Annotated in this window: 25 protein-coding genes and 1 pseudogene; 12 read left to right on the top strand and 14 right to left on the bottom strand. The window is 62.6% G+C overall.

Going from position 1 to position 24,257, the window contains the following annotated elements:
• Position 1: 1 nt before the first annotated feature.
• Positions 2-769, top strand: coding sequence for a gamma-glutamyl-gamma-aminobutyrate hydrolase family protein (locus ACF8FG_RS21675; protein ID WP_012054103.1), 768 nt, complete (start codon positions 2-4; stop codon positions 767-769).
• A gap of 119 nt (positions 770-888) precedes the next feature.
• Positions 889-2,430: an APC family permease gene (locus tag ACF8FG_RS21670; protein WP_392519197.1), complete on the top strand. Its 1,542-nt coding sequence runs from the start codon at positions 889-891 to the stop codon at positions 2,428-2,430.
• A 130-nt stretch (positions 2,431-2,560) separates the two neighbouring features.
• On the opposite strand, the gene gmk is transcribed toward ACF8FG_RS21670, so the two are convergent.
• Positions 2,561-3,181 (bottom strand): guanylate kinase, encoded by a 621-nt coding sequence (gene gmk, locus ACF8FG_RS21665; protein ID WP_010955795.1) that lies wholly within the window; start codon positions 3,179-3,181, stop codon positions 2,561-2,563.
• A 13-nt stretch (positions 3,182-3,194) separates the two neighbouring features.
• Positions 3,195-4,058: a YicC/YloC family endoribonuclease gene (locus tag ACF8FG_RS21660; RefSeq protein WP_010955794.1), complete on the bottom strand. Its 864-nt coding sequence runs from the start codon at positions 4,056-4,058 to the stop codon at positions 3,195-3,197.
• Positions 4,059-4,285: 227 nt separating this feature from the next.
• Between ACF8FG_RS21660 and rph the strand changes: the two genes are divergently transcribed.
• Both rph and ACF8FG_RS21650 read left to right on the top strand, forming a co-directional pair.
• Positions 4,286-5,008, top strand: a complete 723-nt coding sequence (gene rph / locus ACF8FG_RS21655) for a ribonuclease PH (protein ID WP_014592853.1) — start codon at positions 4,286-4,288, stop codon at positions 5,006-5,008.
• Between the two features lie 23 nt (positions 5,009-5,031).
• Positions 5,032-5,400 (top strand): DUF4870 domain-containing protein, encoded by a 369-nt coding sequence (locus tag ACF8FG_RS21650; protein ID WP_003253399.1) that lies wholly within the window; start codon positions 5,032-5,034, stop codon positions 5,398-5,400.
• A 33-nt stretch (positions 5,401-5,433) separates the two neighbouring features.
• On the opposite strand, the gene ACF8FG_RS21645 is transcribed toward ACF8FG_RS21650, so the two are convergent.
• Positions 5,434-6,213, bottom strand: a complete 780-nt coding sequence (locus ACF8FG_RS21645) for an exodeoxyribonuclease III (RefSeq protein WP_003253401.1) — start codon at positions 6,211-6,213, stop codon at positions 5,434-5,436.
• A gap of 80 nt (positions 6,214-6,293) precedes the next feature.
• Here ACF8FG_RS21645 and pyrE point away from each other — a divergent pair, with 80 nt between their 5' ends.
• On the top strand, positions 6,294-6,935 hold the full coding sequence (pyrE, locus tag ACF8FG_RS21640; protein ID WP_003253405.1) for an orotate phosphoribosyltransferase: 642 nt from the start codon (positions 6,294-6,296) through the stop codon (positions 6,933-6,935).
• A 182-nt stretch (positions 6,936-7,117) separates the two neighbouring features.
• On the opposite strand, the gene argB is transcribed toward pyrE, so the two are convergent.
• The 4 genes and pseudogenes from argB to coaBC all read right to left on the bottom strand — a co-directional run bounded on the left by argB (position 7,118) and on the right by coaBC (position 11,238).
• Positions 7,118-8,023 (bottom strand): acetylglutamate kinase, encoded by a 906-nt coding sequence (gene argB, locus ACF8FG_RS21635; RefSeq protein WP_004575216.1) that lies wholly within the window; start codon positions 8,021-8,023, stop codon positions 7,118-7,120.
• Between the two features lie 30 nt (positions 8,024-8,053).
• Positions 8,054-9,421: pseudogene (locus ACF8FG_RS21630) on the bottom strand (phosphomannomutase/phosphoglucomutase); the annotation flags it as partial.
• Between the two features lie 144 nt (positions 9,422-9,565).
• Positions 9,566-10,021 (bottom strand): dUTP diphosphatase, encoded by a 456-nt coding sequence (gene dut / locus ACF8FG_RS21625; RefSeq protein ID WP_014592850.1) that lies wholly within the window; start codon positions 10,019-10,021, stop codon positions 9,566-9,568.
• Between the two features lie 5 nt (positions 10,022-10,026).
• On the bottom strand, positions 10,027-11,238 hold the full coding sequence (gene coaBC, locus ACF8FG_RS21620) for a bifunctional phosphopantothenoylcysteine decarboxylase/phosphopantothenate--cysteine ligase CoaBC (protein WP_003253409.1): 1,212 nt from the start codon (positions 11,236-11,238) through the stop codon (positions 10,027-10,029).
• A gap of 126 nt (positions 11,239-11,364) precedes the next feature.
• On the opposite strand from coaBC, the gene radC reads away from it, so the two are divergent.
• Positions 11,365-12,045 carry a DNA repair protein RadC gene (gene radC / locus ACF8FG_RS21615; protein ID WP_010955789.1) on the top strand — a complete coding sequence of 227 codons (681 nt, stop codon included), beginning with the start codon at positions 11,365-11,367 and terminating at the stop codon, positions 12,043-12,045.
• Positions 12,046-12,178: 133 nt separating this feature from the next.
• On the opposite strand, the gene ACF8FG_RS21610 is transcribed toward radC, so the two are convergent.
• On the bottom strand, positions 12,179-13,768 hold the full coding sequence (locus ACF8FG_RS21610) for an ABC transporter substrate-binding protein (protein ID WP_014592847.1): 1,590 nt from the start codon (positions 13,766-13,768) through the stop codon (positions 12,179-12,181).
• A gap of 361 nt (positions 13,769-14,129) precedes the next feature.
• Between ACF8FG_RS21610 and rpmB the strand changes: the two genes are divergently transcribed.
• Both rpmB and rpmG read left to right on the top strand, forming a co-directional pair.
• Positions 14,130-14,366, top strand: coding sequence for a 50S ribosomal protein L28 (gene rpmB, locus ACF8FG_RS21605; protein WP_003253504.1), 237 nt, complete (start codon positions 14,130-14,132; stop codon positions 14,364-14,366).
• 11 nt (positions 14,367-14,377) lie between these two features.
• Positions 14,378-14,533: a 50S ribosomal protein L33 gene (gene rpmG / locus ACF8FG_RS21600; RefSeq protein ID WP_003253507.1), complete on the top strand. Its 156-nt coding sequence runs from the start codon at positions 14,378-14,380 to the stop codon at positions 14,531-14,533.
• A gap of 67 nt (positions 14,534-14,600) precedes the next feature.
• On the opposite strand, the gene ACF8FG_RS21595 is transcribed toward rpmG, so the two are convergent.
• Positions 14,601-14,804, bottom strand: a complete 204-nt coding sequence (locus ACF8FG_RS21595; protein ID WP_041167114.1) for a hypothetical protein — start codon at positions 14,802-14,804, stop codon at positions 14,601-14,603.
• An 83-nt stretch (positions 14,805-14,887) separates the two neighbouring features.
• Positions 14,888-15,247: a cupin domain-containing protein gene (locus ACF8FG_RS21590; protein ID WP_003258971.1), complete on the bottom strand. Its 360-nt coding sequence runs from the start codon at positions 15,245-15,247 to the stop codon at positions 14,888-14,890.
• 196 nt (positions 15,248-15,443) lie between these two features.
• On the opposite strand from ACF8FG_RS21590, the gene ACF8FG_RS21585 reads away from it, so the two are divergent.
• Both ACF8FG_RS21585 and ACF8FG_RS21580 read left to right on the top strand, forming a co-directional pair.
• Positions 15,444-16,937 carry an aldehyde dehydrogenase gene (locus ACF8FG_RS21585; protein ID WP_010955785.1) on the top strand — a complete coding sequence of 498 codons (1,494 nt, stop codon included), beginning with the start codon at positions 15,444-15,446 and terminating at the stop codon, positions 16,935-16,937.
• A 110-nt stretch (positions 16,938-17,047) separates the two neighbouring features.
• A complete protein-coding gene (locus ACF8FG_RS21580; protein WP_003253511.1) occupies positions 17,048-18,187 on the top strand; it encodes an MFS transporter in 1,140 nt (379 codons plus the stop codon).
• 34 nt (positions 18,188-18,221) lie between these two features.
• Here the strand turns inward: ACF8FG_RS21580 and ACF8FG_RS21575 are convergent, their stop codons facing one another.
• Both ACF8FG_RS21575 and ACF8FG_RS21570 read right to left on the bottom strand, forming a co-directional pair.
• Positions 18,222-19,775 (bottom strand): phospholipase D family protein, encoded by a 1,554-nt coding sequence (locus ACF8FG_RS21575; protein WP_014592845.1) that lies wholly within the window; start codon positions 19,773-19,775, stop codon positions 18,222-18,224.
• 60 nt (positions 19,776-19,835) lie between these two features.
• Positions 19,836-21,266, bottom strand: a complete 1,431-nt coding sequence (locus tag ACF8FG_RS21570; protein ID WP_162470263.1) for a PLP-dependent aminotransferase family protein — start codon at positions 21,264-21,266, stop codon at positions 19,836-19,838.
• A gap of 178 nt (positions 21,267-21,444) precedes the next feature.
• Between ACF8FG_RS21570 and ACF8FG_RS21565 the strand changes: the two genes are divergently transcribed.
• Positions 21,445-21,675: a DUF1127 domain-containing protein gene (locus ACF8FG_RS21565; RefSeq protein ID WP_003253515.1), complete on the top strand. Its 231-nt coding sequence runs from the start codon at positions 21,445-21,447 to the stop codon at positions 21,673-21,675.
• 200 nt (positions 21,676-21,875) lie between these two features.
• Here the strand turns inward: ACF8FG_RS21565 and ACF8FG_RS21560 are convergent, their stop codons facing one another.
• Positions 21,876-23,168: an FAD-binding oxidoreductase gene (locus ACF8FG_RS21560; RefSeq protein WP_014592843.1), complete on the bottom strand. Its 1,293-nt coding sequence runs from the start codon at positions 23,166-23,168 to the stop codon at positions 21,876-21,878.
• Positions 23,169-23,311: 143 nt separating this feature from the next.
• Here ACF8FG_RS21560 and ACF8FG_RS21555 point away from each other — a divergent pair, with 143 nt between their 5' ends.
• The gene (locus tag ACF8FG_RS21555; RefSeq protein ID WP_012054091.1) at positions 23,312-23,665 is read left to right on the top strand and encodes a YkgJ family cysteine cluster protein; all 354 of its coding nucleotides are present in this window, start codon (positions 23,312-23,314) and stop codon (positions 23,663-23,665) included.
• A gap of 2 nt (positions 23,666-23,667) precedes the next feature.
• On the opposite strand, the gene ACF8FG_RS21550 is transcribed toward ACF8FG_RS21555, so the two are convergent.
• The gene (locus ACF8FG_RS21550; protein WP_003253520.1) at positions 23,668-24,156 is read right to left on the bottom strand and encodes an Lrp/AsnC ligand binding domain-containing protein; all 489 of its coding nucleotides are present in this window, start codon (positions 24,154-24,156) and stop codon (positions 23,668-23,670) included.
• Positions 24,157-24,257 lie beyond the last annotated feature (101 nt).

The following is a 24,257-nucleotide window of genomic DNA, read 5'->3' as shown; positions in this document are numbered from 1 at the left end:
CATGAGCGCAAATGCGGTCCCTTTGATCGGTGTCAGCGCCTGCCGTCAGCAGGTAGGAAAGAACTCCTCGCACACGGTCGGCGACAAGTATGTCGAGGCAGCCGGCTTTGCCGGCTTGCCACTGATCTTGCCGGCCCGTGATGGCGGCAGCGACACGCAAGCGCTGCTGGCACGCCTGCACGGCATTGTTTTTACCGGCTCGCCTTCAAATATCGAGCCGCATCATTACAATGGCGCCCCCAGTGTGGCGGGTACCCGGCATGATCTGGCGCGTGATCGCCTGACCCTGCCGCTGCTGCAGGCAGCCATTGCCGTCGGTGTGCCCGTATTCTGCATCTGCCGAGGCTACCAGGAGCTGAACGTGGCCCTTGGCGGCAGCCTGCACCAGCGTGTGCAGGAGCTGCCTGGCTACCTTGACCACCGCGAACCCGAGGATGCCCCCCTGGAGGTGCAATACAGCCCTCGCCACTCGGTCAGTATCGAGCCTGGCGGGTTGTTCGAGCGCCTGGGCCTGGCGGCGCAGTTCGAGGTCAATTCGTTGCACAGCCAGGGCATCGACCGTCTGGCCCCGGGCCTGCGCGTCGAGGCACGGGCCCCGGATGGCCTGATCGAGGCGGTGTCCATGCCTGCGGCGCCGGGCTTTGTGCTTGGGGTGCAGTGGCACCCGGAGTGGCGCTTCAACGAAAACCCGGTCTCGCTGCGTCTGTTTCAGGCGTTTCGCGAGGCCTGCAATGCCTACGCAGCACGGGAGGGCTCACGGCAGGAATGATTCTGACGTCAGCCGAAGGTCTCGGATGACTCGTCCCCGATAGCAAGCTTTCAATGAGTGAAAGCGAGCCTTGTACCCAAGGCTTGTTAAAACAATTCCAAAATTTACGGCAAATACTCATGAGCAATTACACAGAAGCCGGCCGCCCACCCGATGTGGCGGCCGACGCGGGCAACACTCAGCGCAGCAAAGGCCTGGCCAAGGGCCGATTGGGGCTGCTGGCCAGCGTGGTGCTGGGCATTTCCACCATCGCCCCGGTCTATACCCTGACCGGGGCCCTTGGCCCTACCGTGCGTGAGGTGGGCGCCCACCTGCCGGCCGTGTTCATCGTGGGCTTCTTGCCGATGCTGCTGGTGGCCCTGGGCTATCGCGAGCTGAACTCGGCGGAGCCGGACAGCGGTACTTCGTTTACCTGGTCGGCGCGTGCATTCGGCCCGATGATCGGCTGGATCGGCGGCTGGGGACTGGTGGTTGCCACCACGATCGTGCTGTCGAACCTGGCAGGTGTGGCGGTGGACTTCTTCTACCTGTTCCTTGGCCAGATCAGCGGCAAGCATGAGCTGGCAGCGTTGGCCGACAACCTGTTGATCAACATCGTTACCTGTTGCGTGTTCATTGGCTTGGCAGTGTGGATCTGCTGTAGGGGTATCGCCACCACAATGACTGTGCAGTACGGCTTGGTGGCCCTGCAGTTGCTGGTGTTGATCGGCTTTGCTTTCGCCGCTTTCGGCGGCACCACCGCGCCGCCGCCGCTGGCGTTCGATTTCGCCTGGTTCAACCCGTTCGGTGTCGAGTCGTTCTCGGCCTTTGCCGCTGGCCTGTCATTGTCGATCTTCATCTTTTGGGGCTGGGACACATGCCTGACCGTCAGTGAAGAGTCGGTGGGCAGCGAAGAGGTGCCGGGCAAGGCCGCTACATGGACCGTGATGTTGATCCTGGGCCTGTACCTGTTCACCGCCATCGCCACCCTGCAGTTTGCCGGTATCAGCGAAACGGGTCTGGGCCTGAACAACCCGCGCATCCAGGAGAACGTCTTTGCCCACCTGGCCGGCCCGGTCATGGGGCCGCTGGCGATCCTGATGTCCATCGCCGTGCTGGCCAGTACGGCGGCCTCGCTGCAGTCCACCTTCGTGGCGCCGGCGCGCACCCTGTTGGCCATGGGTTATTACGGTGCGGTACCGCAGAAATTCGCCAGCGTCTGCCCGCGCTCGCAAACGCCGCGCTACGCCACCATTTGCGCCGGCCTGGCCGCAGGCCTGTTCTACGTGACCATGCGTACGCTGAGCGAGAACGTGCTGGCAGATACCATCACGGCATTGGGCATGATGATCTGCTTCTACTATTCGCTGACCGCGTTTGCCTGCGTCTGGTATTTCCGCGGCAGCCTGTTCGACAGCCTGCGCCACTTCATCATGCGCGGCCTGTGCCCGCTGGTGGGGGGTGTCATCTTGTCGGTGATCTTCGTGCGCACCGCCATCGACAGTGCTTCGCCGGACTTCGGCAGCGGCTCGCATGTGGGCGGGCTGGGGCTGGTGTTCGTGATTGCTGCGATCATTTCGGTGCTTGGCATCGGCCTGATGATGCTGTCGCGCATGCGTGCGCCGGCGTACTTCCTCGGGGCTACCCTGCGTCAGCAGGCTACCTTGCCGCTGCAGGACTAAACCATTGGGGCCGCCCTGCGGCCCTTCGCGGGCACGCCCGCTCCCACAGGTGCGGCACAAGCCTCAAGGCAGTGATTAACCCGGGGAGCGGGCGTGCCCGCGAAGGGCTGCAATGCAGCCCCATCGATCTTCAGCCGATCATTTGCTTGAGCAATGCCGCATGACGCTGCTGCTGCTTCTTCAGCAGCAGCCGATTCGAGCGGAACACTGCTTTCAAGTCTGCCAGCGCCGTGTCGAAATCATCATTGATGATTACGTAGTCATACTCGTCGTAGTGCACCATCTCGCTGACCGCTTCCTTCATGCGCCCGGCAATGATCTCTTCGCTGTCCTGCCCGCGTCCGTCCAGGCGGTGGCGAAGCGCCTCCTGGCTTGGAGGCAGGATGAACACCGACAGCGCCTGTGGCATCAGCTTGCGCACTTGCTGGGCACCTTGCCAGTCGATTTCCAGAATCAGGTCGTAGCCCTGGTCCAGGGTCTGCTGCAGCGCGCTGCGTGAAGTGCCGTAGAAGTTGCCGAACACTTCGGCATGCTCCAGAAAGTCACCTTGCGCGATCAGCGCCTTGAATTCCTCGTGGACGACGAAGTGATAGTTCACCCCATGCTGTTCGCCCGGGCGCATGGCGCGGGTGGTGTGCGAGACCGAGACGCGGATCTGCTGGTCGTCTTTGGTCAGGGCGGTGACCAGGCTGGTCTTGCCGGCACCCGAGGGGGCCGAAACGATGTAGAGGGTGCCGCTGCTGTGGTTCATGGTCGGGGTGGCCTTACTCGATGTTCTGTACTTGTTCACGCATCTGTTCGATCAATACCTTCAGGTTGACCGCCGCTTGCGTGCTGCGTGGGTCGAAGGCCTTGGAGCCGAGGGTGTTGGCCTCGCGGTTGAGTTCCTGCATCAGGAAGTCCAGGCGCCGGCCAGCGGCGCCGCCACCCTTGAGCACGCGGCGCACTTCGGTGACGTGAGTGCTGAGGCGGTCGAGTTCCTCTGCCACGTCGCTTTTCTGGGCCAGCAGTACCATCTCCTGCTCCAGGCGCTGTGGGTCCAGTTCGGCTTGCATGTCGCCGAAGCGGTCGAGAATCTTCTGCCGCTGCGCCGCCAGCATCTGCGGCACCAGGGCGCGCAGGGTAGTGACTTCGCTGGCCATGTTGTCCAGGCGTTCGTTGATCAGCCGGGCCAGTTCCTGGCCTTCGCGCTGGCGCCCGGCCTTGAGTTCGGCCAGCGCTTCGTCGAACAGCGCCATGGCTTCGGCGTTCAGTGCCTGGGGGTCGCTGGTGTCGGCCACCAGCACGCCTGGCCATGACAGCACTTCCAGCGGGTTCAGGGGGGCCGGCTGCTTGATCAGGCCAGCCACTTCCTCGGCGGCGGCAACCAGTTGCGCGGCGCGCTCATGGTCCACTTTCAGCGGTTTGCCATTGCTGTCTTCGTTGAGGCGCAAGGTGCATTCCACCTTGCCGCGTGACAGGCCCTGGCGCAGGCCTTCACGTACGCCGCCTTCGAGGTCGCGCAGGGCCTCGGGCAGGCGCAGGTGCGGCTCCAGGTAACGGTGGTTGACCGAACGCAGTTCCCAGACCAGGGTGCCTTGGCTACCGGCGCGCTCGACACGAGCAAAAGCGGTCATGCTGTGCACCATGGGGAGTACCTCGCGTAATGAATGAACGGTGGGAGCCTCTCGGCTGCAAGGCGCAGGATTGTAGCGCAGTGTCGCCGTGGCGCCCAATCCGCCTATGTTACCGACGAGGGGGTACTGCGGTAGGAAAAGGCGACGGGCTGTGCCGGGCGCGACAATAGGCATGTCTTCCCCGGGCTGCGGGCTCTATAATGCTCGGCAGATTCAAAGTCCCAGTACAGGTATCCCAGATGAAACGTCCAAGTGGTCGCGTTGCCGATCAGCTCCGCTCGATCCGCATCACCCGCAACTACACCAAGCACGCCGAAGGGTCGGTACTGGTCGAGTTCGGTGACACCAAAGTCATCTGCACGGTCAGCGTTGAAAACGGTGTACCGCGCTTCCTCAAAGGCCAGGGCCAAGGCTGGCTGACCGCCGAGTATGGCATGCTGCCGCGCTCCACCGGCGAACGTAACCAGCGCGAAGCCAGCCGTGGCAAGCAGGGTGGCCGCACTCTGGAAATCCAGCGCCTGATCGGCCGTTCGCTGCGCGCCGCGCTGGACATGAGCAAGCTCGGTGACATCACCCTGTACGTCGATTGCGACGTGATCCAGGCCGATGGCGGTACCCGTACCGCGTCCATCACCGGCGCCATGGTTGCCTTGTGCGACGCTTTGGCAGTCATCAAGAAGCGCGGCGGCCTCAAGGGCGGCAACCCGCTCAAGCACATGATCGCTGCCGTGTCGGTAGGCATGTACCAGGGCGAAGCGGTGCTCGACCTGGACTACCTGGAAGACTCCGCAGCCGAAACCGACCTGAATGTGGTCATGACCAGCGCTGGTGGTTTCATCGAAGTGCAGGGTACTGCCGAAGGCGCACCGTTCCAGCCGGAAGATTTCAACGCCATGCTCGCTTTGGCGCAGAAGGGCATTAACGAGATTTTCGAGCTGCAGCAGGCAGCACTGGCTGACTGAAGCCAGCCTGGGAGGTGCGGGGCATGAGCGATTCGAACCTGTCGATCACCCCGCCCAATGCCGAAATCCGGCAATGGGCGATGTTCTGCCACCTCTCCGCGCTGTTGGGCCTGGTAGTGCCGCTCGGGCACCTGCTGGGCCCGCTGGTGCTCTGGCACCTCAAGCGCGAGCAAGACCCTTTTATCGACGCCCAGGGCAAAGAGGCGCTGAACTTTCAAATCAGCGTGACCATTGCCGGGTTCATCTGCTTCCTGCTGATGTTCGTGTTTATCGGGCTGGTGCTGTTTGCCATGCTCACGGTGGCAGTGATGATATTGATCATCATTGCGGCGGTGCGGGCGAATGAGGGCAAGCCTTATCGCTACCCGATGATCTGGCGGCCGATCAAATAACCATTAGGGCTGCAACGCAGCCCCAATGGCCTTTTAGATGGTCAGCGTCCAGTCGTAGTCGACGATCAGCGGCGCATGCTGGGAGAAGCGTGGCTGACGCGGCAGGCGAGCGTTGCGCACGAAGCGGCGCAGGCCCGGGGTCAGGATCTGATAGTCGAACCGGTACCCCAGGTTGAGCATCTCGGCCTGCTCATTGTCCGGCCACCAGCTGTACTGGTCGCCTTCACGGCTGACTTCGCGCAAGGCATCGACATACCCCATCTCACCAGTGATCGCATCCATCCAGGCGCGTTCTGGCGCCAGGAAGCCCGGCGACTGCTGGCTGTCACGCCAATTCTTGATGTCGAGCTTCTGCTGCGCCACGTAGAACGAGCCGCAATAGATGTATTCGCGACGCTTGCGGCGCTGCTTGTCCAGGTACTTGGCGAAGTCGTCCATCAACTTGAATTTCTGGTTCAAGTCTTCGTCGCCGTTCATGCCCGAAGGCAGCAGCAGGCTGGCAATACTGACTTTGTCGAAATCTGCTTGCAGGTAACGCCCGTAGCGGTCGGCTGTCTCGAAGCCCAGGCCGGTGATGACTGCCTTGGGCTGCATGCGCGAGTAAAGGGCCACACCACCTTGGGCAGGCACCTCCGCGTCGCAGGCATAAAGGAAATAGCCATCGAGCTGGAAAGCTGGGTCGTCGAGTTCAAAGGCCGAGGCGCGGGTATCCTGAAGGCAGATGACGTCGGCATTCTGGGCTTGCAGCCAGCTGAGCAAACCACGCTCGGCCGCAGCCTGAATGCCATTTACGTTCACACTGATGATCCGCATAAATGGCCCCATAAATCTCGTGCGTGTATGATACCCGAGCTCAACCCATTTAGCTAAATCCGTGGTGTCCGGGACTATTCATGCAGCCGTATCAGCGCGACTTTATCCGTTTTGCCATCGATCGCGGGGTACTGCGTTTCGGTGAATTCACCCTGAAATCGGGGCGTACCAGCCCGTATTTCTTCAATGCCGGCTTGTTCAACACCGGCTCCGCACTGGCTGAGCTAGGGCGTTGCTACGCCGCCGCCATCGTCGACAGCAAGATCCCGTTCGATGTGCTGTTCGGCCCGGCCTACAAGGGTATCCCTTTGGCGGCGACTACCGCCGTGGCCCTTGCCGACCAGCATCAGCTGGACGTGCCATGGTGCTTCAACCGCAAGGAAGCCAAGGACCATGGTGAAGGTGGCAGCCTGGTCGGCGCGCCGCTGGCCGGTGACGTGCTGATCATCGACGACGTGATTACTGCCGGTACCGCCATTCGTGAGGTCATGCAGATCATCAACGCCCAGCAGGCCAAGGCCGCTGGTGTACTGATCGCGCTGAACCGTGAAGAGCGCGGCAATGGCGAACTGTCGGCGATCCAGGAAGTGGAACGCGACTTCGGTATCCCGGTGGTCAGCATTGTTTCGCTGACCCAGGTGCTGGAGTTCCTGGCCGATGATCCGCAGCTGAAGCAGCATCTGCCGGCCGTCGAGGCCTACCGGGCGCAGTACGGGATCTGATCCTGGCCCAGGAATGAAAAAGGCGACCTTCTTCAGAAGGTCGCCTTTTTTTGTGCCGCCTGATCTGGCCCTTTCACGGGTAAACCCGCTCCTACATGGAGCAGCGCCAGACTCGAGGTCGGCGATTCCCTTTGTAGGAGCGGGTTTACCCGCGAAGAGGCCAGTGCAGGCTAACCGATCAATCAGCGCGGCTTGCGGTTGGTAATGAGGGTGCCCACGCCGCTGTCGGTGAAGATCTCCAGCAGCACTGCATTCGGCACGCGGCCATCGATGATGTGCGAGCTGTTCACGCCGCCCTGCACCGCATCCAGCGCGCACTTGATCTTCGGCAGCATGCCACCATAAATAGTGCCGTCAGCGATCAGTTCGTTGACCTGCTCGGTGGTCAGGCCGGTCAGGACCTGGCCCTGCTTGTCCATCAGGCCGGCGATGTTGGTCAGCAGCATCAGCTTCTCGGCCTTCAGCGCCTCGGCCACCTTGCCCGCCACCAGGTCGGCGTTGATGTTGTACGACTCACCGTTGGCTCCCACGCCGATTGGCGCGATGACCGGGATGAAGTCGCCCTTCACCAGCATGTTCAACAGGTCGGTGTTCACGCTCACCACTTCACCAACGTGACCGATGTCGATGATTTCCGGAGTGGTCATCTCAGGCGTCTGGCGGCTGACAGTCAGCTTGCGGGCGCGAATCAGCTCCGCGTCCTTGCCGGTCAGGCCGATGGCGCTGCCGCCGTGGCGGTTGATCAGGTTGACGATGTCCTTGTTGACCTGGCCGCCCAGCACCATCTCCACAACGTCCATGGTCGCCGAATCGGTGACGCGCATGCCGTCGATGAAGTGGCTTTCGATCGACAGGCGCTTGAGCAGGTCACCGATCTGCGGGCCACCGCCGTGGACTACCACCGGGTTGATGCCCACAGCCTTCATCAGCACGATGTCACGGGCGAAGCCCGTCTTGAGCTCCTCGCTCTCCATCGCGTTGCCGCCGTACTTGATCACCAGGGTCTTGCCGACAAAGCGGCGGATGTAAGGCAGTGCTTCGGACAAAACCTCGGCTACATGGGAAGCGGCATCGCGATCGAGGGTCATGCAGGGCTCCTGTAAGGAACAGATAGTCGGTCAGAACGGCAGTTGCAGCTCAGGCTCTACCCGCAGCAACTGGGTGCGGAAAACATCCTTGATACGTTGCAATTCGGCGTCGCTGTCGGCCTCGAAACGCAGCACCAGCACCGGGGTGGTGTTGGAGGCGCGTACCAGGCCCCAGCCGTTGGCGTAGTCGACCCGCACACCGTCGATGGTGGTCAGGTTGGCTTCGCCCCAGTCGGCGTCGCGTTGCAGTGCATCAATGATGCTGAATTTACCCTCGTCGGTCACATCAATATTGATTTCCGGCGTGGAAATATCGTTCGGGAAGGCGGCAAACAGGTTTTCGGCGCTCTGCTCGGTCTTGCTGAGGATCTCCAGCAGGCGCGCGGCGCTATAGATGCCGTCGTCAAAACCGTACCAGCGTTCCTTGATGAAGATGTGACCGCTCATCTCGCCTGCCAGCAGCGAACCGGTCTGCTTCATCTTTTTCTTGATCAGCGAATGGCCGGTTTTCCACATCAAGGCGCGGCCACCGTGCTGTTCGATCAATGGGGTCAGGCGGCGGGTGCATTTGACGTCGAAGATGATCTCGGCGCCCGGGTTGCGCGACAGCACGTCCTGGGCAAACAGCATCAGCAGGCGGTCGGGGTAGACGATGCTGCCGGTGTTGGTCACTACGCCGACGCGGTCGCCGTCACCGTCGAAGGCCAGGCCGATATCGGCACCGGTTTCCTTGACCTTGGCGATCAGGTCCTCGAGGTTTTCCGGCTTGCCCGGGTCCGGGTGGTGGTTGGGGAAGTTGCCGTCGACCTCGCAGAACAGCGGGATCACTTCGCAGCCCAGGGCTTCGATCAGTTGCGGTGCAACCACGCCAGCGGCGCCGTTGCCGCAGTCCACCACCACCTTGAGTTTTTTCGCCAGCTTCACGTCGCCGACGATCTGCTGGAAGTAGCGGCCGAGGATATCGACCTTTTCCACGCGGCCTTGGGCCAGGGTCAGGTCGTTGGTTTTCAGGCGGGTCAGCAGGGCCTGGATCTGTTCGTTGGCCAAGGTGTCGCCGGCGATGACGATCTTGAAGCCGTTGTAGTCCGACGGGTTGTGGCTGCCGGTCAGCATCACACCGGACTTGCCGGCCAGCACGTTGGCTGCGTAATACAGCGCCGGGGTAGGCACCAGGCCGACGTCGCTGACGTGGCAGCCCGAATCGACCAGGCCTTTGATCAGCTGTTCCACCAGCATCGGGCCCGACAGGCGGCCATCGCGCCCTACCGAAACCTGCGGTTCGCCCTGGGCCAGGCTTTGCGCGCCGATGGCGCGGCCGATCCAGTAGGCGGTTTCGGCGTGAAGGGTCTTGCCGACCACGCCGCGTATGTCATATGCGCGGAAAATGCTGTCGGGCAATGCGGCGGGGACCAGGTGGGCCATGTCGTTCATCTCTGGAAGCTCCATTAGTCAAAGGCTTTCTGGGCAGGCGCAAACTGAACGCTTGGACGGTGGTTTCGCCAGAGAGTTCGCCATCCTTGGCCTGAACGGTCATTTGCCGGCTCAGTGGCTGCCGGAGTGACCAAAGCCGCCAGCGCCACGCTGGCTTTCGTCGAACGCTTCGACGATGTCGAAGTGAGCCTGCACCACCGGTACCAGCACCAGCTGGGCGATGCGCTCGCCAACCGCGATGGTGAACGGCGTGTTGCCGCGGTTCCAGCACGACACCATCAGTTCGCCCTGGTAGTCCGAATCGATCAGGCCGACCAGGTTGCCCAGCACGATGCCGTGCTTATGGCCCAGGCCCGAGCGCGGCAGGATGACTGCCGCCAGGCCCGGGTCGCCGATGTAGATCGACAGGCCGGTAGGAATCAGAACGGTCTGGCCCGGTTCGAGGATGGTGTCTTCCTTGAGCAGGGCGCGCAGGTCGAGGCCGGCGGAGCCGGGGGTGGCGTATGCGGGTAGCGGGAATTCGCTGCCCAGGCGTGGGTCGAGGATCTTGGCTTGAAGAGCGTGCATGTAACTTATTGAACCTGGTTGAGCCGTTCGGCGATGAAGGCGACCAGTTGCCGGGCGATCTTGCCCTTGCTGGTCTGCGCGAAGAGGGTCTGGTGCTGCTGGCGGTCGATCACGGTCAAGGCGTTTTCTTCGCTGTTGAAGCCGATGCTGGGGTTGGCCACATCATTGGCGACGATCAGGTCGAGGTTCTTGTCCTTGAGCTTGCGCGTGGCGTAATCGAGCAGGTGCTCGGTTTCGGCGGCAAAGCCGACGCTGAACGGGCGGTCGGCGCGGCCAGCAATGGTGGCAAGGATATCGGGATTACGCACCATCTGCAGCAGCATGCCGTCGCCGGTCGTAGGATCTTTCTTCAGTTTTTGTGTGGCAACCACTTCGGGGCGGTAGTCCGCAACCGCTGCCGAGGCAATGAACAGGTCGCACGGCATGGCCGCTTCACAGGCCGCGAGCATGTCCCGCGCGCTGACGACGTCGATGCGGCTGACCCGGTCAGGGGTTGGCAAGTGCACAGGGCCCGTGACGAGGGTCACCCGAGCCCCTGCTTCGGCGGCCGCTTCGGCCAGGGCGAAGCCCATCTTGCCGGAGCTATGATTGGTGATGTAGCGCACCGGGTCGATGTTTTCCTGGGTCGGCCCGGCGGTGATCAGCACGTGCTTGCCGGTCAGTGCCTGGCGCTTGAAGCTTTCCGCGGCGCACCAGGCCAGGTCGGTGGCTTCGAGCATGCGCCCCAGACCGACGTCGCCACAGGCCTGGCTGCCGGATGCCGGGCCGAACACCTGAATGCCACGGCTCTTGAGCAGCTCGAGGTTGGCTTGGGTGGCCGGGTCACGCCACATGGCCTGGTTCATCGCCGGCGCCACGGCGACGGTGGCGTCAGTGGCCAGCACCAGCGTGGTCAGCAGGTCGTCTGCCATGCCTTGGGCCATGCGTGCCATGAGGTCGGCGGTGGCTGGGGCGATCAACACCAGGTCCGCCCACTTGGCCAGTTCGATATGGCCCATGGCTGCTTCTGCGGCCGGGTCGAGCAGGTCCATGTGCACCGGGTGGCCCGACAGCGCCTGCAGGGTCAGCGGGGTGATGAATTCGGCACCACCCCGGGTCATGACGACGCGCACCTGCGCGCCGTGCTCGAGGAGACGGCGAATCAGCTCGGCGCTTTTGTAGGCGGCAATGCCGCCACCCACGCCGAGAACGATGCGCTTGCGATACAGCCGCTGCATAGGCTTGCCTTTTTCCAGTGAGAGCGGGCGGCGACGTTTGAAAATGCCTGCGGCGGAACGTCGCATGTACGAGGCGAAATAGATTAACACAGGGCCGAAATGGGCCGCAGCAAAGGCAGGGGTGGAATGAACATCAGGGAGTGGCCGGCGGAAGAACGGCCTAGGGAGAAGTTGTTGCAGCGAGGGGCAGGGAGCCTGACAGATACGGAGCTGCTGGCCGTTTTTCTCGGCTCAGGCGTACGTGGGTGTAATGTCGTGGAGCTTTCGCGAGGCTTGTTGGTGAAGTTCGGCAGCTTGCGCCGGTTGCTGGAGGCCGACCGCGAGGCCTTCGTCGGCGAGCTTGGGTTGGGCCCGGTAAGGTACAGCCAGCTGCAGGCACTGCTTGAGATTGGCCGCAGGCACCTTGCAACGTCGATTGAGCGGGAGTCTGCCATGGACAGCCCGGCAGCGGTGCGACGCTACTTGAAAGCCATGCTCAGGCATGAGGCCAGCGAGGTGTTCGGGTGTCTGTTTCTCGATACCAAGCACCGGCCACTGGCATTTGAGATCCTGTTCAGGGGCACGATAGATCGGGCGAGTGTCTATCCGCGAGAGGTGGTGCGGCGGGCGTTGGTGCACAACGCTGCGGCATTGATCCTGTGTCACAACCATCCTTCAGGGATCAGTGAACCGAGTCAGGACGATGTGCATTTGACCCTGTCGTTGAAGCGGGGGCTGGCGTTGATCGATGTGCGGGTGCTGGATCACATCATCATTGGTGATGGGGAGCCGTTGTCGATGGTCGAGCATGGGTGGATTGTGGTCTGAAGAAGCCTATGGAACTTGTGCCGCCAGTGTCGGCCCTTTCGCGGGTGAACCCGCTCCTACAGGGTAGCGTCAACTGCCAGGCTGGCGCTGTCACTGTAGGAGCGGGTTTACCCGCGAAGAGGCCGGTACAGGCTTACTTGGTCACTGTCACCTTGCTGAAATCCAGCCGCCCGAACGGGCTCACCTGGTACCCCTCGACGCCTTGGCGCAGCAAGGTCGCCGCCGTCGGGTGCGCCAGTGGCACCCACAGCGCCTGCTGCTGGATCAGTGTCTGCGCCTGCTGGTACAGCCGGCTGCGCACGCTCTGGTCGTTGGTGGTGCGGCCGGCGCTGATCAGCTGGTCGAGGCGGCTGTCGCAGAAGCGTGCGAAGTTGGTCCCTGACTCGACCGCCGCACAGGAAAACTGCGGGCTGAGGAAGTTGTCCGGGTCGCCGTTGTCGCCCGCCCAGCCCATGAACAGCAAGTCATGCTCGCCGGCCTTGGCGCGGCGTATCAGTTCGCCCCACTCGATCACGCGGATCTCCGCTTTCACGCCAATCTTCGCCAGGTCGGCTTGCAGCATCTGCGCGCCAAGGCTGGGGTTGGGATTGAGCAGGCTTCCCGAGGGACGGGTCCAGATGGTGGTACTGAAGCCTTCGGCCAGCCCGGCCTTGGCCAGCAGGGCCTTGGCTTTCTTCAGGTCCAGCGGGTAGCCGGGCAGGTCCTTGGCGTAGCTCCAGGTGTTGGGCGGGTAGGGGCCGTTGGCCGCCACAGCAGAGTCTTCGAACACGGCCTTGAGGTAGGCTTGCCTGTCGAAGGCCAGGTTGATCGCCTGGCGCACTTCCGCTTTGTCCAGCGGCGGGTGCTGGGTGTTGATGGCGACGAAGGCTGTCATGAATGCCGGGGTGGTGGCCACCTTGAGGTTACCGTCCTGGCCCGCTTCGACAATGTCCAACGGCTTGGGCGAAAGGGCAACCTGGCACTCGCCACGCTTGAGCTTCTGCAGGCGCACGTTGGCATCGGTGGTGATGGCGAAGATCAGCGGGTCGACCGCCGGCTTGCCGGCGAAGTAGTCCGGGTTGGCGCGGTAGCGCACCACGGCGTCTTTCTGGAAACGCTGGAACACGAACGGCCCGGTGCCGATCGGTTGGTTGTTGAGCTTTTCCGGTGTGCCGGCCTTGAGCAGCTTGTCGGCGTATTCGGCGGAGTAGATCGAGGCGAAGCCCATGCTCAGGGTGGCCAGGAAGGTGGCGTCCGGGTGGCTGAGGGTGAAGCGCACGGTGTTCGGCGACGGTGCCTCGATCGCCTTGATCAGGCTGCCCAGCTGCAGCGATTGGGCATGCGGGTAGCCGCCCGGTGCAGTCTTGTGCCAGGCATGGGCCGGGTAGAGCATGCGCTGGAAGCTGAACAGCACGTCGTCGGCATTCAGCTTGCGGCCTGGCTTGAAGTAGGGGGTGCTGTGAAACTTGACGTCATCGCGCAGGGTGAAGTCATACACCAGGCCGTCGGCCGATACCGTCCAGCTGGTCGCCAGGCTCGGCACCACCTTGCCTTGCGCCGCATCGAACTCCACCAGGCGGTTCATCAGCACGTCGGCGGTGGCGTTGGTGGTGGTGAGCGAATTGTACTGCACCACGTCGAAGCCTTCGGGGCTGGCCTCGCTGCAAACGCTCAGCGGAGCGGCCTGGGCAACGCCGGCGGCGAACAGGGAGGTGAACAATAAGGAAAGTGCGGCGGCACGCATGGTGGCTCCTTGGCTGTCAGTGGCCCATCTGCCAGTGCAGTCTGTAAAAGGCCTACCCTAGTGCGCCCGCCGGCAAATGACCACACCCTTTTTTGCAAATCTTGCGACGAGCGGTCGACGACTGGCGGGGCCTGCCGCTATGCTGGCCCGGCGCGTTCTGGCTAGCGGTAATGTGCATCTACTGTTGTTGCAGCCAAGTCTTTCTGGTATAAAGCAGCGCTCTTTTCTAGGGGCTCGGCCTGTCGCATAAGCGGATCCGGTCGATAAGGCCTCCAGAATCACGGCGCCCAGGCGCCAAAGACTGAGAGATTAAGCGGCCAACCCATGCCGGGTTGGGCATGTGGTTTTAGAGGGCTGAGTCATGTCGAGAGTCTGTCAAGTTACTGGTAAGGGTCCAGTAACCGGGAACAACATTTCCCACGCAAACAACAAAACCCGTCGTCGTTTCCTGCCGAACCTGCAGCACCACCGTTTCTGGGTTGAATCCGAGAAGCGTTTCGTGCGTCTGCGCGTTTCCGCCAAAGGCATGCGTATCATCGACAAGCGCGGCATCGACGCCGTTCTGGTTGACATCCGTAAAGCTGGCGCCAAGGTTTAAGGGAGAGCATCATGCGTGAATTGATCCGTCTGGTTTCGAGTGCCGGTACCGGCCACTTCTACACCACCGACAAGAACAAGCGCACCACCCCGGACAAAATCGAGATCAAGAAATATGATCCGGTTGTTCGCAAGCACGTGGTGTACAAGGAAGCCAAGATCAAGTAATTGATCGGCGACCTGAAAAAAACCCGCATCCGAAAGGAGGCGGGTTTTTTTTTAGCTGCTGTCAGGGTCAGTTGAAGCTGAAGCTCTGGATCATCAGGTCGGCGTCGGCCTTGATCTGGATGCGCGTGGCGTCGTAGTCGCGGGTGGATATCTCGTTGGGGCCCACAACGCGAGTGCGCCCTGTGAGGGCGCGGATGGTTTCCTTCAGCTCCGGCACGTAGCGGGTGCCGACCAGGTAGGCGAGGGTTTGCAGAACTTCTTCGTTGGTCATGCTGATTTTCCTTGTGAGGCTGAATGGCCCGAAACGGGCAGGGTCATCCTCACGCATGCCTGCAAACTTCCTGCGCTACATAGTTATTTCTGCTCGAACATCACATAGATCTTGCGGCACGGTTCCAGCACCTCCCAAGTGCCTTTGAAGCCGGCGGGGATGACGAACCGATCGCCGGCACGCAGGGTTTTCGCCCCACCGTCCTGGTCGCGCAGCACCGAAACGCCCTGAACGATCTCGCAGTATTCGTGCTCCGTGTAGTTCACTGTCCACTGGCCTACCTCACCTTCCCATACGCCAGCGGCAAACTGCCCGCACGGGCTGGAATAATGGTTGTAGACCGCCTGGTCCGGCTCGCCCTTGAGAATTTTCTCTGCAGCCGGGCGGTAGCGTTCGGCTTCGGTGATGACCTGCGCGAAGTCGATGATGCTATCAATACTCATGGTTCGGCTCCTGTTGTTGTTTAATAAAATGAACATCAGTAGGCTTTTGAGCCTCTCGTGTCAAATATATTGATAGTTTACACCGGCTGGTTTAGGGTATCGCTTGCCAGTGTGCGCGTGGCGCCCGGCCAGAATTCTGACAACGCCTGTGAGTCCTCAGTGCGGCGTTGCACCTAAACAAGAGGAGGAGTTTCGTATGACCACCCTGACCCGTGCGGACTGGGAACAACGTGCCCAGCAACTGAAGATCGAAGGCCGTGCCTTCATCAACGGCGAATACACCGATGCCGTATCCGGTGAAACCTTCGAGTGCCTGAGCCCGGTCGACGGACGCTTCCTGGCCAAGGTTGCCAGCTGCGACCTGGCCGATGCCAACCGCGCTGTTGAAAATGCCCGTGCCACCTTCAACTCCGGCGTGTGGTCGCAGCTGGCCCCTGCCAAGCGCAAGGCCAAGTTGATCCGCTTCGCCGACCTGCTGCGCAAGAATGTTGAAGAGCTGGCGCTGTTGGAAACGCTGGACATGGGCAAGCCGATCGGCGACTCCTCCAGCATCGACATCCCAGGTGCGGCCCAAGCCATTCACTGGACTGCTGAAGCCATCGACAAGGTCTACGACGAAGTCGCCCCGACCCCGCATGACCAGCTTGGCCTGGTTACCCGCGAGCCGGTAGGTGTGGTCGGTGCCATCGTACCTTGGAACTTCCCGCTGCTGATGGCTTGCTGGAAGCTCGGCCCTGCACTGGCCACCGGTAACTCGGTCGTACTCAAGCCGTCCGAAAAATCGCCGCTGACTGCCATTCGCATCGCCCAACTGGCGATCGAAGCCGGTATCCCGGCTGGCGTGCTGAACGTACTGCCAGGCTATGGCCACACCGTGGGCAAGGCACTGGCCCTGCACATGGACGTGGACACCCTGGTGTTCACCGGTTCGACCAAGATCGCCAAGCAGCTGATGGTTTACGCGGGCGAATCGAACATGAAACGCATCTGGCTGGAAGCCGGTGGCAAGAGCCCGAACATCGTCTTTGCCGATGCCCCGGACCTGCAAGCTGCCGCCGAGGCCGCCGCCAGCGCCATCGCCTTCAACCAGGGCGAAGTGTGCACTGCAGGTTCCCGCCTGCTGGTCGAGCGTTCTATCAAGGACAAGTTCCTGCCGATGGTGGTAGAGGCCCTGAAGGGCTGGAAACCAGGCAACCCGCTGGACCCGCAGACCACTGTCGGTGCCTTGGTCGATACCCAGCAGATGAACACCGTGCTGTCGTACATCGAGGCTGGCCACAAGGACGGCGCCAAGCTGCTGGCCGGCGGCAAGCGCACCCTGGAAGAGACCGGCGGCACTTACGTCGAGCCGACCATCTTCGACGGCGTGACTAACGCCATGCGCATTGCCCAGGAAGAAATCTTCGGCCCGGTGTTGTCGGTGATTGCCTTCGATACCGCCGAAGAGGCCGTGGCCATTGCCAACGACACCCCGTATGGTCTGGCAGCGGGTATCTGGACCTCGGACATTTCCAAGGCCCACAAGACCGCCCGTGCCGTGCGTGCAGGCAGCGTCTGGGTCAACCAGTACGATGGTGGCGACATGACCGCGCCGTTCGGTGGCTTCAAACAGTCGGGCAACGGCCGTGACAAGTCGCTGCACGCACTGGAGAAGTACACCGAGCTGAAGGCGACCTGGATCAAGCTGTAACCCGGTAGGTCCTTTTCGCGGGCAAGCCCGCTCCTGCAGGTCTTAGTGACCGTTGCAGGAGCGGGCTTGCCCGCAAATGGGCCCCTGGAAATATTGGCTGGGAGGCTGTAATGCGTTGGGGTACCTACTTCGCCGTACTGGCATCGGTGCTCAGTGTCGGGCTGGCGCTTGGCGTGAGCATGCCGCTGGTATCCCTGCGCCTGGAGGCCTGGGGCTACGGCAGCTTCGCCATCGGCGTGATGGCGGCAATGCCGGCGTTGGGCGTACTGGCCGGCGCCAGCCTGGCCAGCCGCCTGGCAGGTTGGGTTGGCGTACCTTCGGCGATGCGCCTGTGCCTGTGGGGCGGGGCGCTGTCGATTGGCTTGCTCGCGCTGCTGCCTAGTTACCCGTTATGGCTGCTGCTGCGGCTGATGATCGGCATGTCCCTGACCGTGGTGTTCATCCTCGGCGAAAGCTGGATCAACCAACTGGTGGTCGAACAGTGGCGTGGCCGGTTGGTGGCGCTGTATGGCAGCAGCTACGCCCTGAGCCAGTTGGCCGGGCCGTTGGTGCTGGGTTTCCTCGGCTCTGATGACGACTTCGGCTTCTGGGCGGCGACCGGCCTGCTGCTGGCCGCGCCGCTGGTTCTGCTGGGGCGTGGTGGGGCGCCGAGCACGGAAGCCTGCAGTGTCACCTTTGGCGACCTGTTCGCCTTCTGCCGGCGCTTGCCGGTAATTGCCTGGGCCATTGCCCTGTTCGCCTCGTTCGAGGCGATGATCCTCACCTTGCTGCCGGTGTATTGCCTGCAGCAGGGCTTCAGCACCGAAATCGCCTTGTTCATGGTGAGTACCGTGGTGGTGGGTGATGCGGTGCTGCAATTGCCCATCGGCGCGCTGGCCGACCATATGTCGCGACGTACCCTGTTCACTGGCTGTGCGGTGACCCTGCTGGTGTCCAGCCTGGCGATCCCGCTGCTGTTGCACACCCCGGTTATCTGGCCGTTGTGGGTGTTGTTCGGCGCCAGTGCCGGCGGCTTGTTCACCTTGTCGCTGGTGCTGATCGGTGAGCGCTACCGCGATGATGAGTTGGTACGGGCCAATGCCCACGTGGCCCAGCTGTGGGGCATTGGCTGTTTGCTCGGGCCGTTGTTGGCGGGGGCGGGGAGCCAGTGGATCAGCGGGCATGCGTTGCTGTTCCTGATGGCGGCCGGGGCTGCGGGGTTGGTGGTATTGACCCGGCGGCGCGGAGCCTTTGAGCCGGTTTCTGCCTGATGATTTTGGGGGCCGCAAGGCCCCGGAATCGCCGCTATAGCATCTTCTCCAAGCCAACCGCCTTGCTGATCCAGGCATTGAAGCGCCGCCAGATCCCGCCCGGCTCAGACGTCAGCACGTGCCGTTGGCCATTGTCCTCGGTCGCCCACACCAGCTTGTTACCTATCAGTTTCACCTGATAGCTCAGCGCAGGCGCCATACCCTGCTGGGCCAGCTCGCGGGTGTATTCGGCCAGCTCCGGGCTGTCCACCAGTACCCCGACCTCGGTGTTCCACAATACTGAGCGCGGGTCGAAGTTGAACGAGCCGATGAAGGTCTTGCGCCGGTCGAACACGATCGCCTTGGTGTGCAGGCTCGAATCCGAGCTGCCACGGAAACTCAATCGCCCCGCGCTGGGGTCGCCTGGCTGGCGGCGAAGCTCGTAAAGCTGCACCCCGTGCTCAAGCAAGGCACGACGATAGGGGGCATAGCCTCCATGCACTGCTGGCACGTCGGTGGCTTCCAGCGAGTTGGTCAGCAGCTTCACCGAAACGCCAGCGTCGGCGCGGCCGGTCAGGTACAGCAGCCCCGGTTCGCCCGGTACAAAGTAGGCCGATGCCAGGACCAACTCGCGGTGCACGTTAGCCAGGTCCGGTGCCAGTTGCTGGCTCAGCAGTAATTGCGGGTCCGGTTCGTCTTCGGCCAACACCTTGCTGGGCGCATCCCATAGCGCCTGGGCGTGAGCCCAGATCAGCTCGTTGCGCCACACATCCAGGCGCGGTTGCGACTGGTAGGCCATCAAGCGGTCGTACAGGGCCTTGCGCTGGGTCCTGGCTTTGGCCAGCGACACTTCCAGGCGCTGGCGGCTGGCCCGCAGGTCGTTGGCATCCGGGTCATGCCAGAGGAAGTCGGTGATCGGCCGGCTGAGGGCGCTGTTCCAGTACTGGTCGAAGCTGTGCCCCAACTGCTCCGCTACCGGGCCCACGCCCAACAGGTCGATGTCGGTGAAGTTGAGGTTGGGCTCGGCATCGAAATACTCGTCGCCCAAGTTGCGGCCACCGACGATGGCCATGCTGTTGTCTACCAGGAACAGCTTGTTGTGCATGCGTCGGTGCTGGCGCGACAAGTTGAACAGCCGGCCCACGGCGCGCGTAACGCCGGTACTGCGCCCCAGATGCAGTGGGTTGAACACGCGAATGTGGATGTTCGGGTGGGCATCGAGGGTGCCCATGACGGTGTCCAGACCGTCGCTGGTAGTGTCGTCGAGCAGGATACGCACGCGCACGCCACGGTCGGCGGCGCGCAGCAGTTCATGCACAAGGGCGCGGGTACTGAGGCCGTCGTGGACGATGTAGTACTGCAGGTCGATGCTCGCCTGGGCGTTGCGTATCAGTTCGGCGCGGGCGCGAAATGCCTCGTTGCTGTTGGGCAGCAGGCGAAAGCCCGAGCGGCCGCCATAGGGCGCGGCCTGGCGCAGCACCGAGCGGCCAAAGGCCGATTCGTGGGCAGGCAACGCCTGACTGGTTTCGCGGGGTGCGCTGATGCTTGTGCAACCGGCAAGGCCGAGCAACAACACCAGCAGCAGAGGCAAGGCTCGCTGGAGTCTCAAGGGTGGACCGTCCTGTGCAGCAAGGGCTTTAGGGGTTTGACCGTGACGGGCGGCGCAAAGTTACGCGTCGGCGCTTTCGTCATCCAGTAGACGAAGGGCGGTTTCACCAACCTTGCGCACGGAGGCTTCGATTTGCGGCGTTGGCCTGGCGGCGAAATTCATGCGCAGGCAGTGGCGAAACTTGCCCGAGGCCGAAAAGATGCTGCCTACGGCAATCTGCACGCCCTGCTCCAGTAAAGCGCGGTTCAGCCGAAGCGTATCGAGATGTTCGGGTAATTCCACCCACAGCATGAAGCCGCCCTGGGGCCGGCTGACCCGGGTGCCCGCCGGGAAGTAGCGGGTCACCCAGTCGCCCATCAGGTCGCGGCCACGCTGGTACTGGCTGCGCATGCGCCGTACATGGGGCTGGTAGTGCCCGGCGGCGATGAAGTCAGCGATGGCCAGCTGAGGCTGGCTGGCGGTGCTGCCGGTGCTGATGTATTTCATGTGCAGCACGCGCTCCAGGTAGCGTCCGGGCGCCACCCAGCCGATCCGCAGGCCGGGCGCGAGGGTTTTGGAGAACGAACTGCAGAGCAGCACGCGGCCATCGTCGTCGAACGACTTCAAGGTGCGTGGGCGTGGGTAGGTATAGGCCAGGTCGCCGTACACATCGTCTTCCAGAATCGCCACGTCATAGCGTTGGGCGAGGCTCAGCAAGGCCTTCTTGCGTGCCTCGGGCATGATGTAGCCCAGCGGGTTGTTGCAGCTGGGGGTGATCTGGATGAGCTTGATCGGCCACTGCTCCAGGGCCATCTCCAGCGCCTCCAGGCTGATGCCGGTGACTGGGTCGGTGGGGATTTCCAGCGCTTTCATGCCCAAGCCTTTGAGGGTTTGCATGGCGCCGTGGAAGCTGGGCGAGTCGACCGCGACGATGTCGCCTGGCTCGCAGACCGCGCGGATGCTGCATGACAGCGCCTCATGACAGCCGGTGGTGATCACCAGGTCGGCCGGCCCCAGGCGGCAGCCGGAGTCGAGCATCAGCCGGGCCACCTGTTCGCGCAGGGCCAGGTTACCGTGGATGTTGTCGTAGTACAGGCCAGGCATGTCCTGGCGCCGGCTCAACTGGGCAAGGCTACGCAGCAGCGGCTTCAGGGTAGGGCTGTCGATGTCGGGCATGCCGCGGCCGAGTTGCACCACATCCTGGCGCGGCGTACTGCGCACCAGCTCCAGCACCTGTTCCCACTGCGAGATGTCCACCGGGCGCTGGGCCGGGCGGCTGACTGCGGGCAGTGCCGGCAACTGCCGTTGGTCGCTGACGAAGTAGCCGGACTTGGGCCGCGGCGAGACCATGCCGCTGTCTTCGAGCATGCGATAGGCCTGCTGCACGGTGCTCAGGCTGACCCCGTGTTCCTCACTCAGTGCGCGCACAGATGGCAGGCGCTGGCCAGGGCGATAGAGGCCCTGCTCGATGCGGGCGCCGAGTATTTCGGCGAGATTCAGGTAGAGGGTCAAGGCATACTCCTGCGCTGCATTGGCATAGCGACCGGTACAGTTGGGCTGAAAATACAGCATTCAGTCGGCCAGCGGCCAATTCTGTATGGGAATAATAAGGCTGTATTGGATCTGTATTGTCGAGGGTGCCGACGCGCATGCTTTCTCCACGGTAACAACTGGACGGGAGGATGCGGTGATGGGTGGCATGAGCGATGTGCGCTTGCAACTGTTGGCCAAGGAACTGGAAGCCGGGCAGCAGGCCAAGGTGTTCAACGCGCCAGAGGGTTTGGGGCGTTGGGGGCTGATGCTGCATCGCTGGCATACCCGCAGGGCGTTGCTGCAGCTGACCGATGACGAGTTGCGCGATGTCGGGCTGAGCTGGGAGCAGGCCCGGATCGAAGGGCGGAAACCCTTCTGGAAGGACTGACACGGTGGTCGCTGGAGGGCCTGTTGTGCCCCAGACTTGAAACTTGCACCGACCCTGTGGGAGCGGGCATGCCCGCGAAGCAGGCGTCGCAGAGGATGGCACGGGCTTCGCCCGTGTTCGCGGGCACGCCCGCTCCCACAGGGGGCTAGTCAGCTTTTAGATTTTAAGCAAGACAGTTGCTGCCACAAGGATGGGGACTTTCAGGCCAGCTCTTTGAGGCGATGCCACAGCATCCCCAGCGCCAGCAGTGGCGAGCGCAGGTGCTTGCCGCCAGGGAAGGTGATGTGCGGCACCTTGTTGAAAAGGTCGAAGCGCCCGCTTTCCTGGCCACTGATGGCTTCACCCAGCAGGCGCGCGGCCAGGTGGGTGGCGTTGAGCCCATGGCCCGAGTAGGCCTGGGCGTAATACACGTTCGGCTGGCTGGCCAGTCGGCCAACCTGCGGCAGGCGATTGGCACCAATGCCGATCATGCCGCCCCACTGGTAGTCGATGCGCACGTCGGCAAGCTGCGGGAACACCTTGAGCATCTTCGGCCGCATATAGGCGGCGATGTCCTTCGGGTCGCGGCCAGAATAGTGGCAGGCACCGCCAAACAGCAGGCGGTGGTCGGCGGACAGACGGTAGTAGTCCAGCGCCACGCGCTGGTCACACACCGCCATATTCTGTGGCAGCAAGGCGCGTGCGCGTTCTTCGCCCAGCGGCTCGGTGGCGATGATGTAGCTGCCGGCCGGCAGCACCTTGCCGCCCAGCTCGCGATTGAGGTCGTTGTGGTAGGCGTTGCAGCACAGTACCAGGGTCTTGGCGCGTACCCGGCCTTGGGCAGTATGCACCTGCACTTCAGTGCCGTAGTCGATGCGGGTGACTTCGGATTGCTCGAACAATTTCACGCCCAGGCGGGCGGCTGCGGCGGCTTCACCCAATGCCAGATTGAGCGGATGCAGATGCCCGGAGCCCATGTCGACCAGCCCCCCCACATAGCAGTCGGCACCCACCACGCTGTGGATATCGTTCTTGCCGACCAGCCGCAACTCATGTGCATAGCCCAGGCTGCGCAGCTCCTCGGCGTCTTGGGCAAAGCCCAGCAGCTCGGCGGGTTTGTTGGCCAGGTCGCAGTAGCCCCAGGCCAGGTCGCAGGCGATGGCATGCTTTTCTACCCGCTCGCGCACGATCTGTACGGCCTCCAGGCCCATCAGTTTCATGGTGCGCACGCCTTCTTCGCCGATGACCGGGAGGAACTGCTCCAGACCATGGCCGACCCCTCGGATCAGTTGACCGCCATTGCGCCCACTGGCACCCCAGCCAAGTTTGCGCGCTTCCAGCAGGATGACCGAGAAACCACGCTCTGCCAGCTCAATGGCGGTGTTCAGGCCCGAGTAGCCGCCGCCGATGATGCACACGTCGGCGTTGTGTTCGCCTTGCAGGAAGGCGTGGTCGGGGTGTGGCGCGCTGCTGGCGGCGTAATAGGAGGCGGCGTGCTGCGCGCTGTGGATCATTGGGGCGGCCCTTAAAAATGGAGGGGGGACGAGGATAAGCTGTGCCATCGCGGCCGGGCAACCAGCGAGGGCTTCATACTCGTTCGCGGGTGAACCCGCAAATAAGCCTATAATCCAATCACTTTGTCAGCTTGTATCCCGTCATGTCCTGCAACCGCCACAAGATCCACTTCCTGCGCGAACTAATCCCCTCTTTCGAGTGCGAGCCCGGCTGCCACGACTGCTGCGGCCCGGTCACCACCTCGGCGGAAGAAATGGCCCGCCTGCCGCGCAAGTCCCAAGCCGAGCAGGACGCTGCTCTGGAGCGTCTGGACTGCGTGCACTTGGGCCCCCACGGCTGCACGGTGTATGAAGAGCGGCCGATGATCTGCCGGCTGTTCGGTACCACCCCGCGCATGGCCTGCCCGCGTGGTCGTGGCCCTGAACCGATGATCGACCCCGCCGCTGAACAGTTGGTCCACCAGTTCATTGCCACCACCCGCCAGGTGCTGGTGTAGCCTCAGTCCGGGATCGGCAGGCAGAGGCTCTCCTTCACCTCTTCCATCACGATGTAGCTCTTCGATTCGCGCACGTGCGGCAGTTTCAGCAGGATGTCGCCGAGCAGCTTGCGGTATGAGGCCATTTCCGAAATACGCGCTTTCACCAGGTAGTCGAAATCACCCGACACCAGGTGGCATTCCAGCACGTGGGGCAGCTTCAAGACCGCGCGGCGGAACTCCTCGAAGGTATCGCCCGACTTGTAGTCCAGGCTGATTTCCACGAACACCAGCAGGCTGCCCTTGAGGTGTTGCGGGTTCAGGCGGGCGTTGTAGCCCATGATGATGCCCTCGCGCTCCAGGCGGCGAACCCGCTCGGTACAAGGGGTGGTGGACAGCCCAACTTTCTCGCCCAGTTCGGTGAAGGAAATACGCCCGTCATTCTGCAGGATACGCAGGATGTTGCGGTCGATCTTGTCCAGTTCACGCTTGGTCTGGTGCTGGGTTCTCATAGGGGATGCCCCTCCGTGAAAGGCGATTTTGCCGAGAATTCTCGCCAATAATAGGCTTTTATATAGTGAATTGCACTGGTCTCAAATTCCTATACTGCGCC

Source organism: Pseudomonas sp. YQ_6 (assembly GCF_043103245.1).
GTDB classification, from domain to species: domain Bacteria; phylum Pseudomonadota; class Gammaproteobacteria; order Pseudomonadales; family Pseudomonadaceae; genus Aquipseudomonas; species Aquipseudomonas alloputida.
The sequence above is the reverse complement of the archived record's forward strand: the minus strand, read 5'-3'. Positions and strand labels throughout refer to the sequence as shown.

What these genes read in the sequence shown, in the direction of transcription:
- ACF8FG_RS21675 (WP_012054103.1), top strand. Translation starts at nt 2, where the DNA reads ATGAGCGCAAATGCGGTCCCTTTGATCGGTGTCAGCGCCTGCCGTCAG.
- ACF8FG_RS21670 (WP_392519197.1), top strand. Translation starts at nt 889, where the DNA reads ATGAGCAATTACACAGAAGCCGGCCGCCCACCCGATGTGGCGGCCGAC.
- gmk (WP_010955795.1), bottom strand. Translation starts at nt 3,181, where the DNA reads ATGAACCACAGCAGCGGCACCCTCTACATCGTTTCGGCCCCCTCGGGT.
- ACF8FG_RS21660 (WP_010955794.1), bottom strand. Translation starts at nt 4,058, where the DNA reads ATGGTGCACAGCATGACCGCTTTTGCTCGTGTCGAGCGCGCCGGTAGC.
- rph (WP_014592853.1), top strand. Translation starts at nt 4,286, where the DNA reads ATGAAACGTCCAAGTGGTCGCGTTGCCGATCAGCTCCGCTCGATCCGC.
- ACF8FG_RS21650 (WP_003253399.1), top strand. Translation starts at nt 5,032, where the DNA reads ATGAGCGATTCGAACCTGTCGATCACCCCGCCCAATGCCGAAATCCGG.
- ACF8FG_RS21645 (WP_003253401.1), bottom strand. Translation starts at nt 6,213, where the DNA reads ATGCGGATCATCAGTGTGAACGTAAATGGCATTCAGGCTGCGGCCGAG.
- pyrE (WP_003253405.1), top strand. Translation starts at nt 6,294, where the DNA reads ATGCAGCCGTATCAGCGCGACTTTATCCGTTTTGCCATCGATCGCGGG.
- argB (WP_004575216.1), bottom strand. Translation starts at nt 8,023, where the DNA reads ATGACCCTCGATCGCGATGCCGCTTCCCATGTAGCCGAGGTTTTGTCC.
- dut (WP_014592850.1), bottom strand. Translation starts at nt 10,021, where the DNA reads ATGCACGCTCTTCAAGCCAAGATCCTCGACCCACGCCTGGGCAGCGAA.
- coaBC (WP_003253409.1), bottom strand. Translation starts at nt 11,238, where the DNA reads ATGCAGCGGCTGTATCGCAAGCGCATCGTTCTCGGCGTGGGTGGCGGC.
- radC (WP_010955789.1), top strand. Translation starts at nt 11,365, where the DNA reads ATGAACATCAGGGAGTGGCCGGCGGAAGAACGGCCTAGGGAGAAGTTG.
- ACF8FG_RS21610 (WP_014592847.1), bottom strand. Translation starts at nt 13,768, where the DNA reads ATGCGTGCCGCCGCACTTTCCTTATTGTTCACCTCCCTGTTCGCCGCC.
- rpmB (WP_003253504.1), top strand. Translation starts at nt 14,130, where the DNA reads ATGTCGAGAGTCTGTCAAGTTACTGGTAAGGGTCCAGTAACCGGGAAC.
- rpmG (WP_003253507.1), top strand. Translation starts at nt 14,378, where the DNA reads ATGCGTGAATTGATCCGTCTGGTTTCGAGTGCCGGTACCGGCCACTTC.
- ACF8FG_RS21595 (WP_041167114.1), bottom strand. Translation starts at nt 14,804, where the DNA reads ATGACCAACGAAGAAGTTCTGCAAACCCTCGCCTACCTGGTCGGCACC.
- ACF8FG_RS21590 (WP_003258971.1), bottom strand. Translation starts at nt 15,247, where the DNA reads ATGAGTATTGATAGCATCATCGACTTCGCGCAGGTCATCACCGAAGCC.
- ACF8FG_RS21585 (WP_010955785.1), top strand. Translation starts at nt 15,444, where the DNA reads ATGACCACCCTGACCCGTGCGGACTGGGAACAACGTGCCCAGCAACTG.
- ACF8FG_RS21580 (WP_003253511.1), top strand. Translation starts at nt 17,048, where the DNA reads ATGCGTTGGGGTACCTACTTCGCCGTACTGGCATCGGTGCTCAGTGTC.
- ACF8FG_RS21565 (WP_003253515.1), top strand. Translation starts at nt 21,445, where the DNA reads ATGGGTGGCATGAGCGATGTGCGCTTGCAACTGTTGGCCAAGGAACTG.
- ACF8FG_RS21560 (WP_014592843.1), bottom strand. Translation starts at nt 23,168, where the DNA reads ATGATCCACAGCGCGCAGCACGCCGCCTCCTATTACGCCGCCAGCAGC.
- ACF8FG_RS21555 (WP_012054091.1), top strand. Translation starts at nt 23,312, where the DNA reads ATGTCCTGCAACCGCCACAAGATCCACTTCCTGCGCGAACTAATCCCC.
- ACF8FG_RS21550 (WP_003253520.1), bottom strand. Translation starts at nt 24,156, where the DNA reads ATGAGAACCCAGCACCAGACCAAGCGTGAACTGGACAAGATCGACCGC.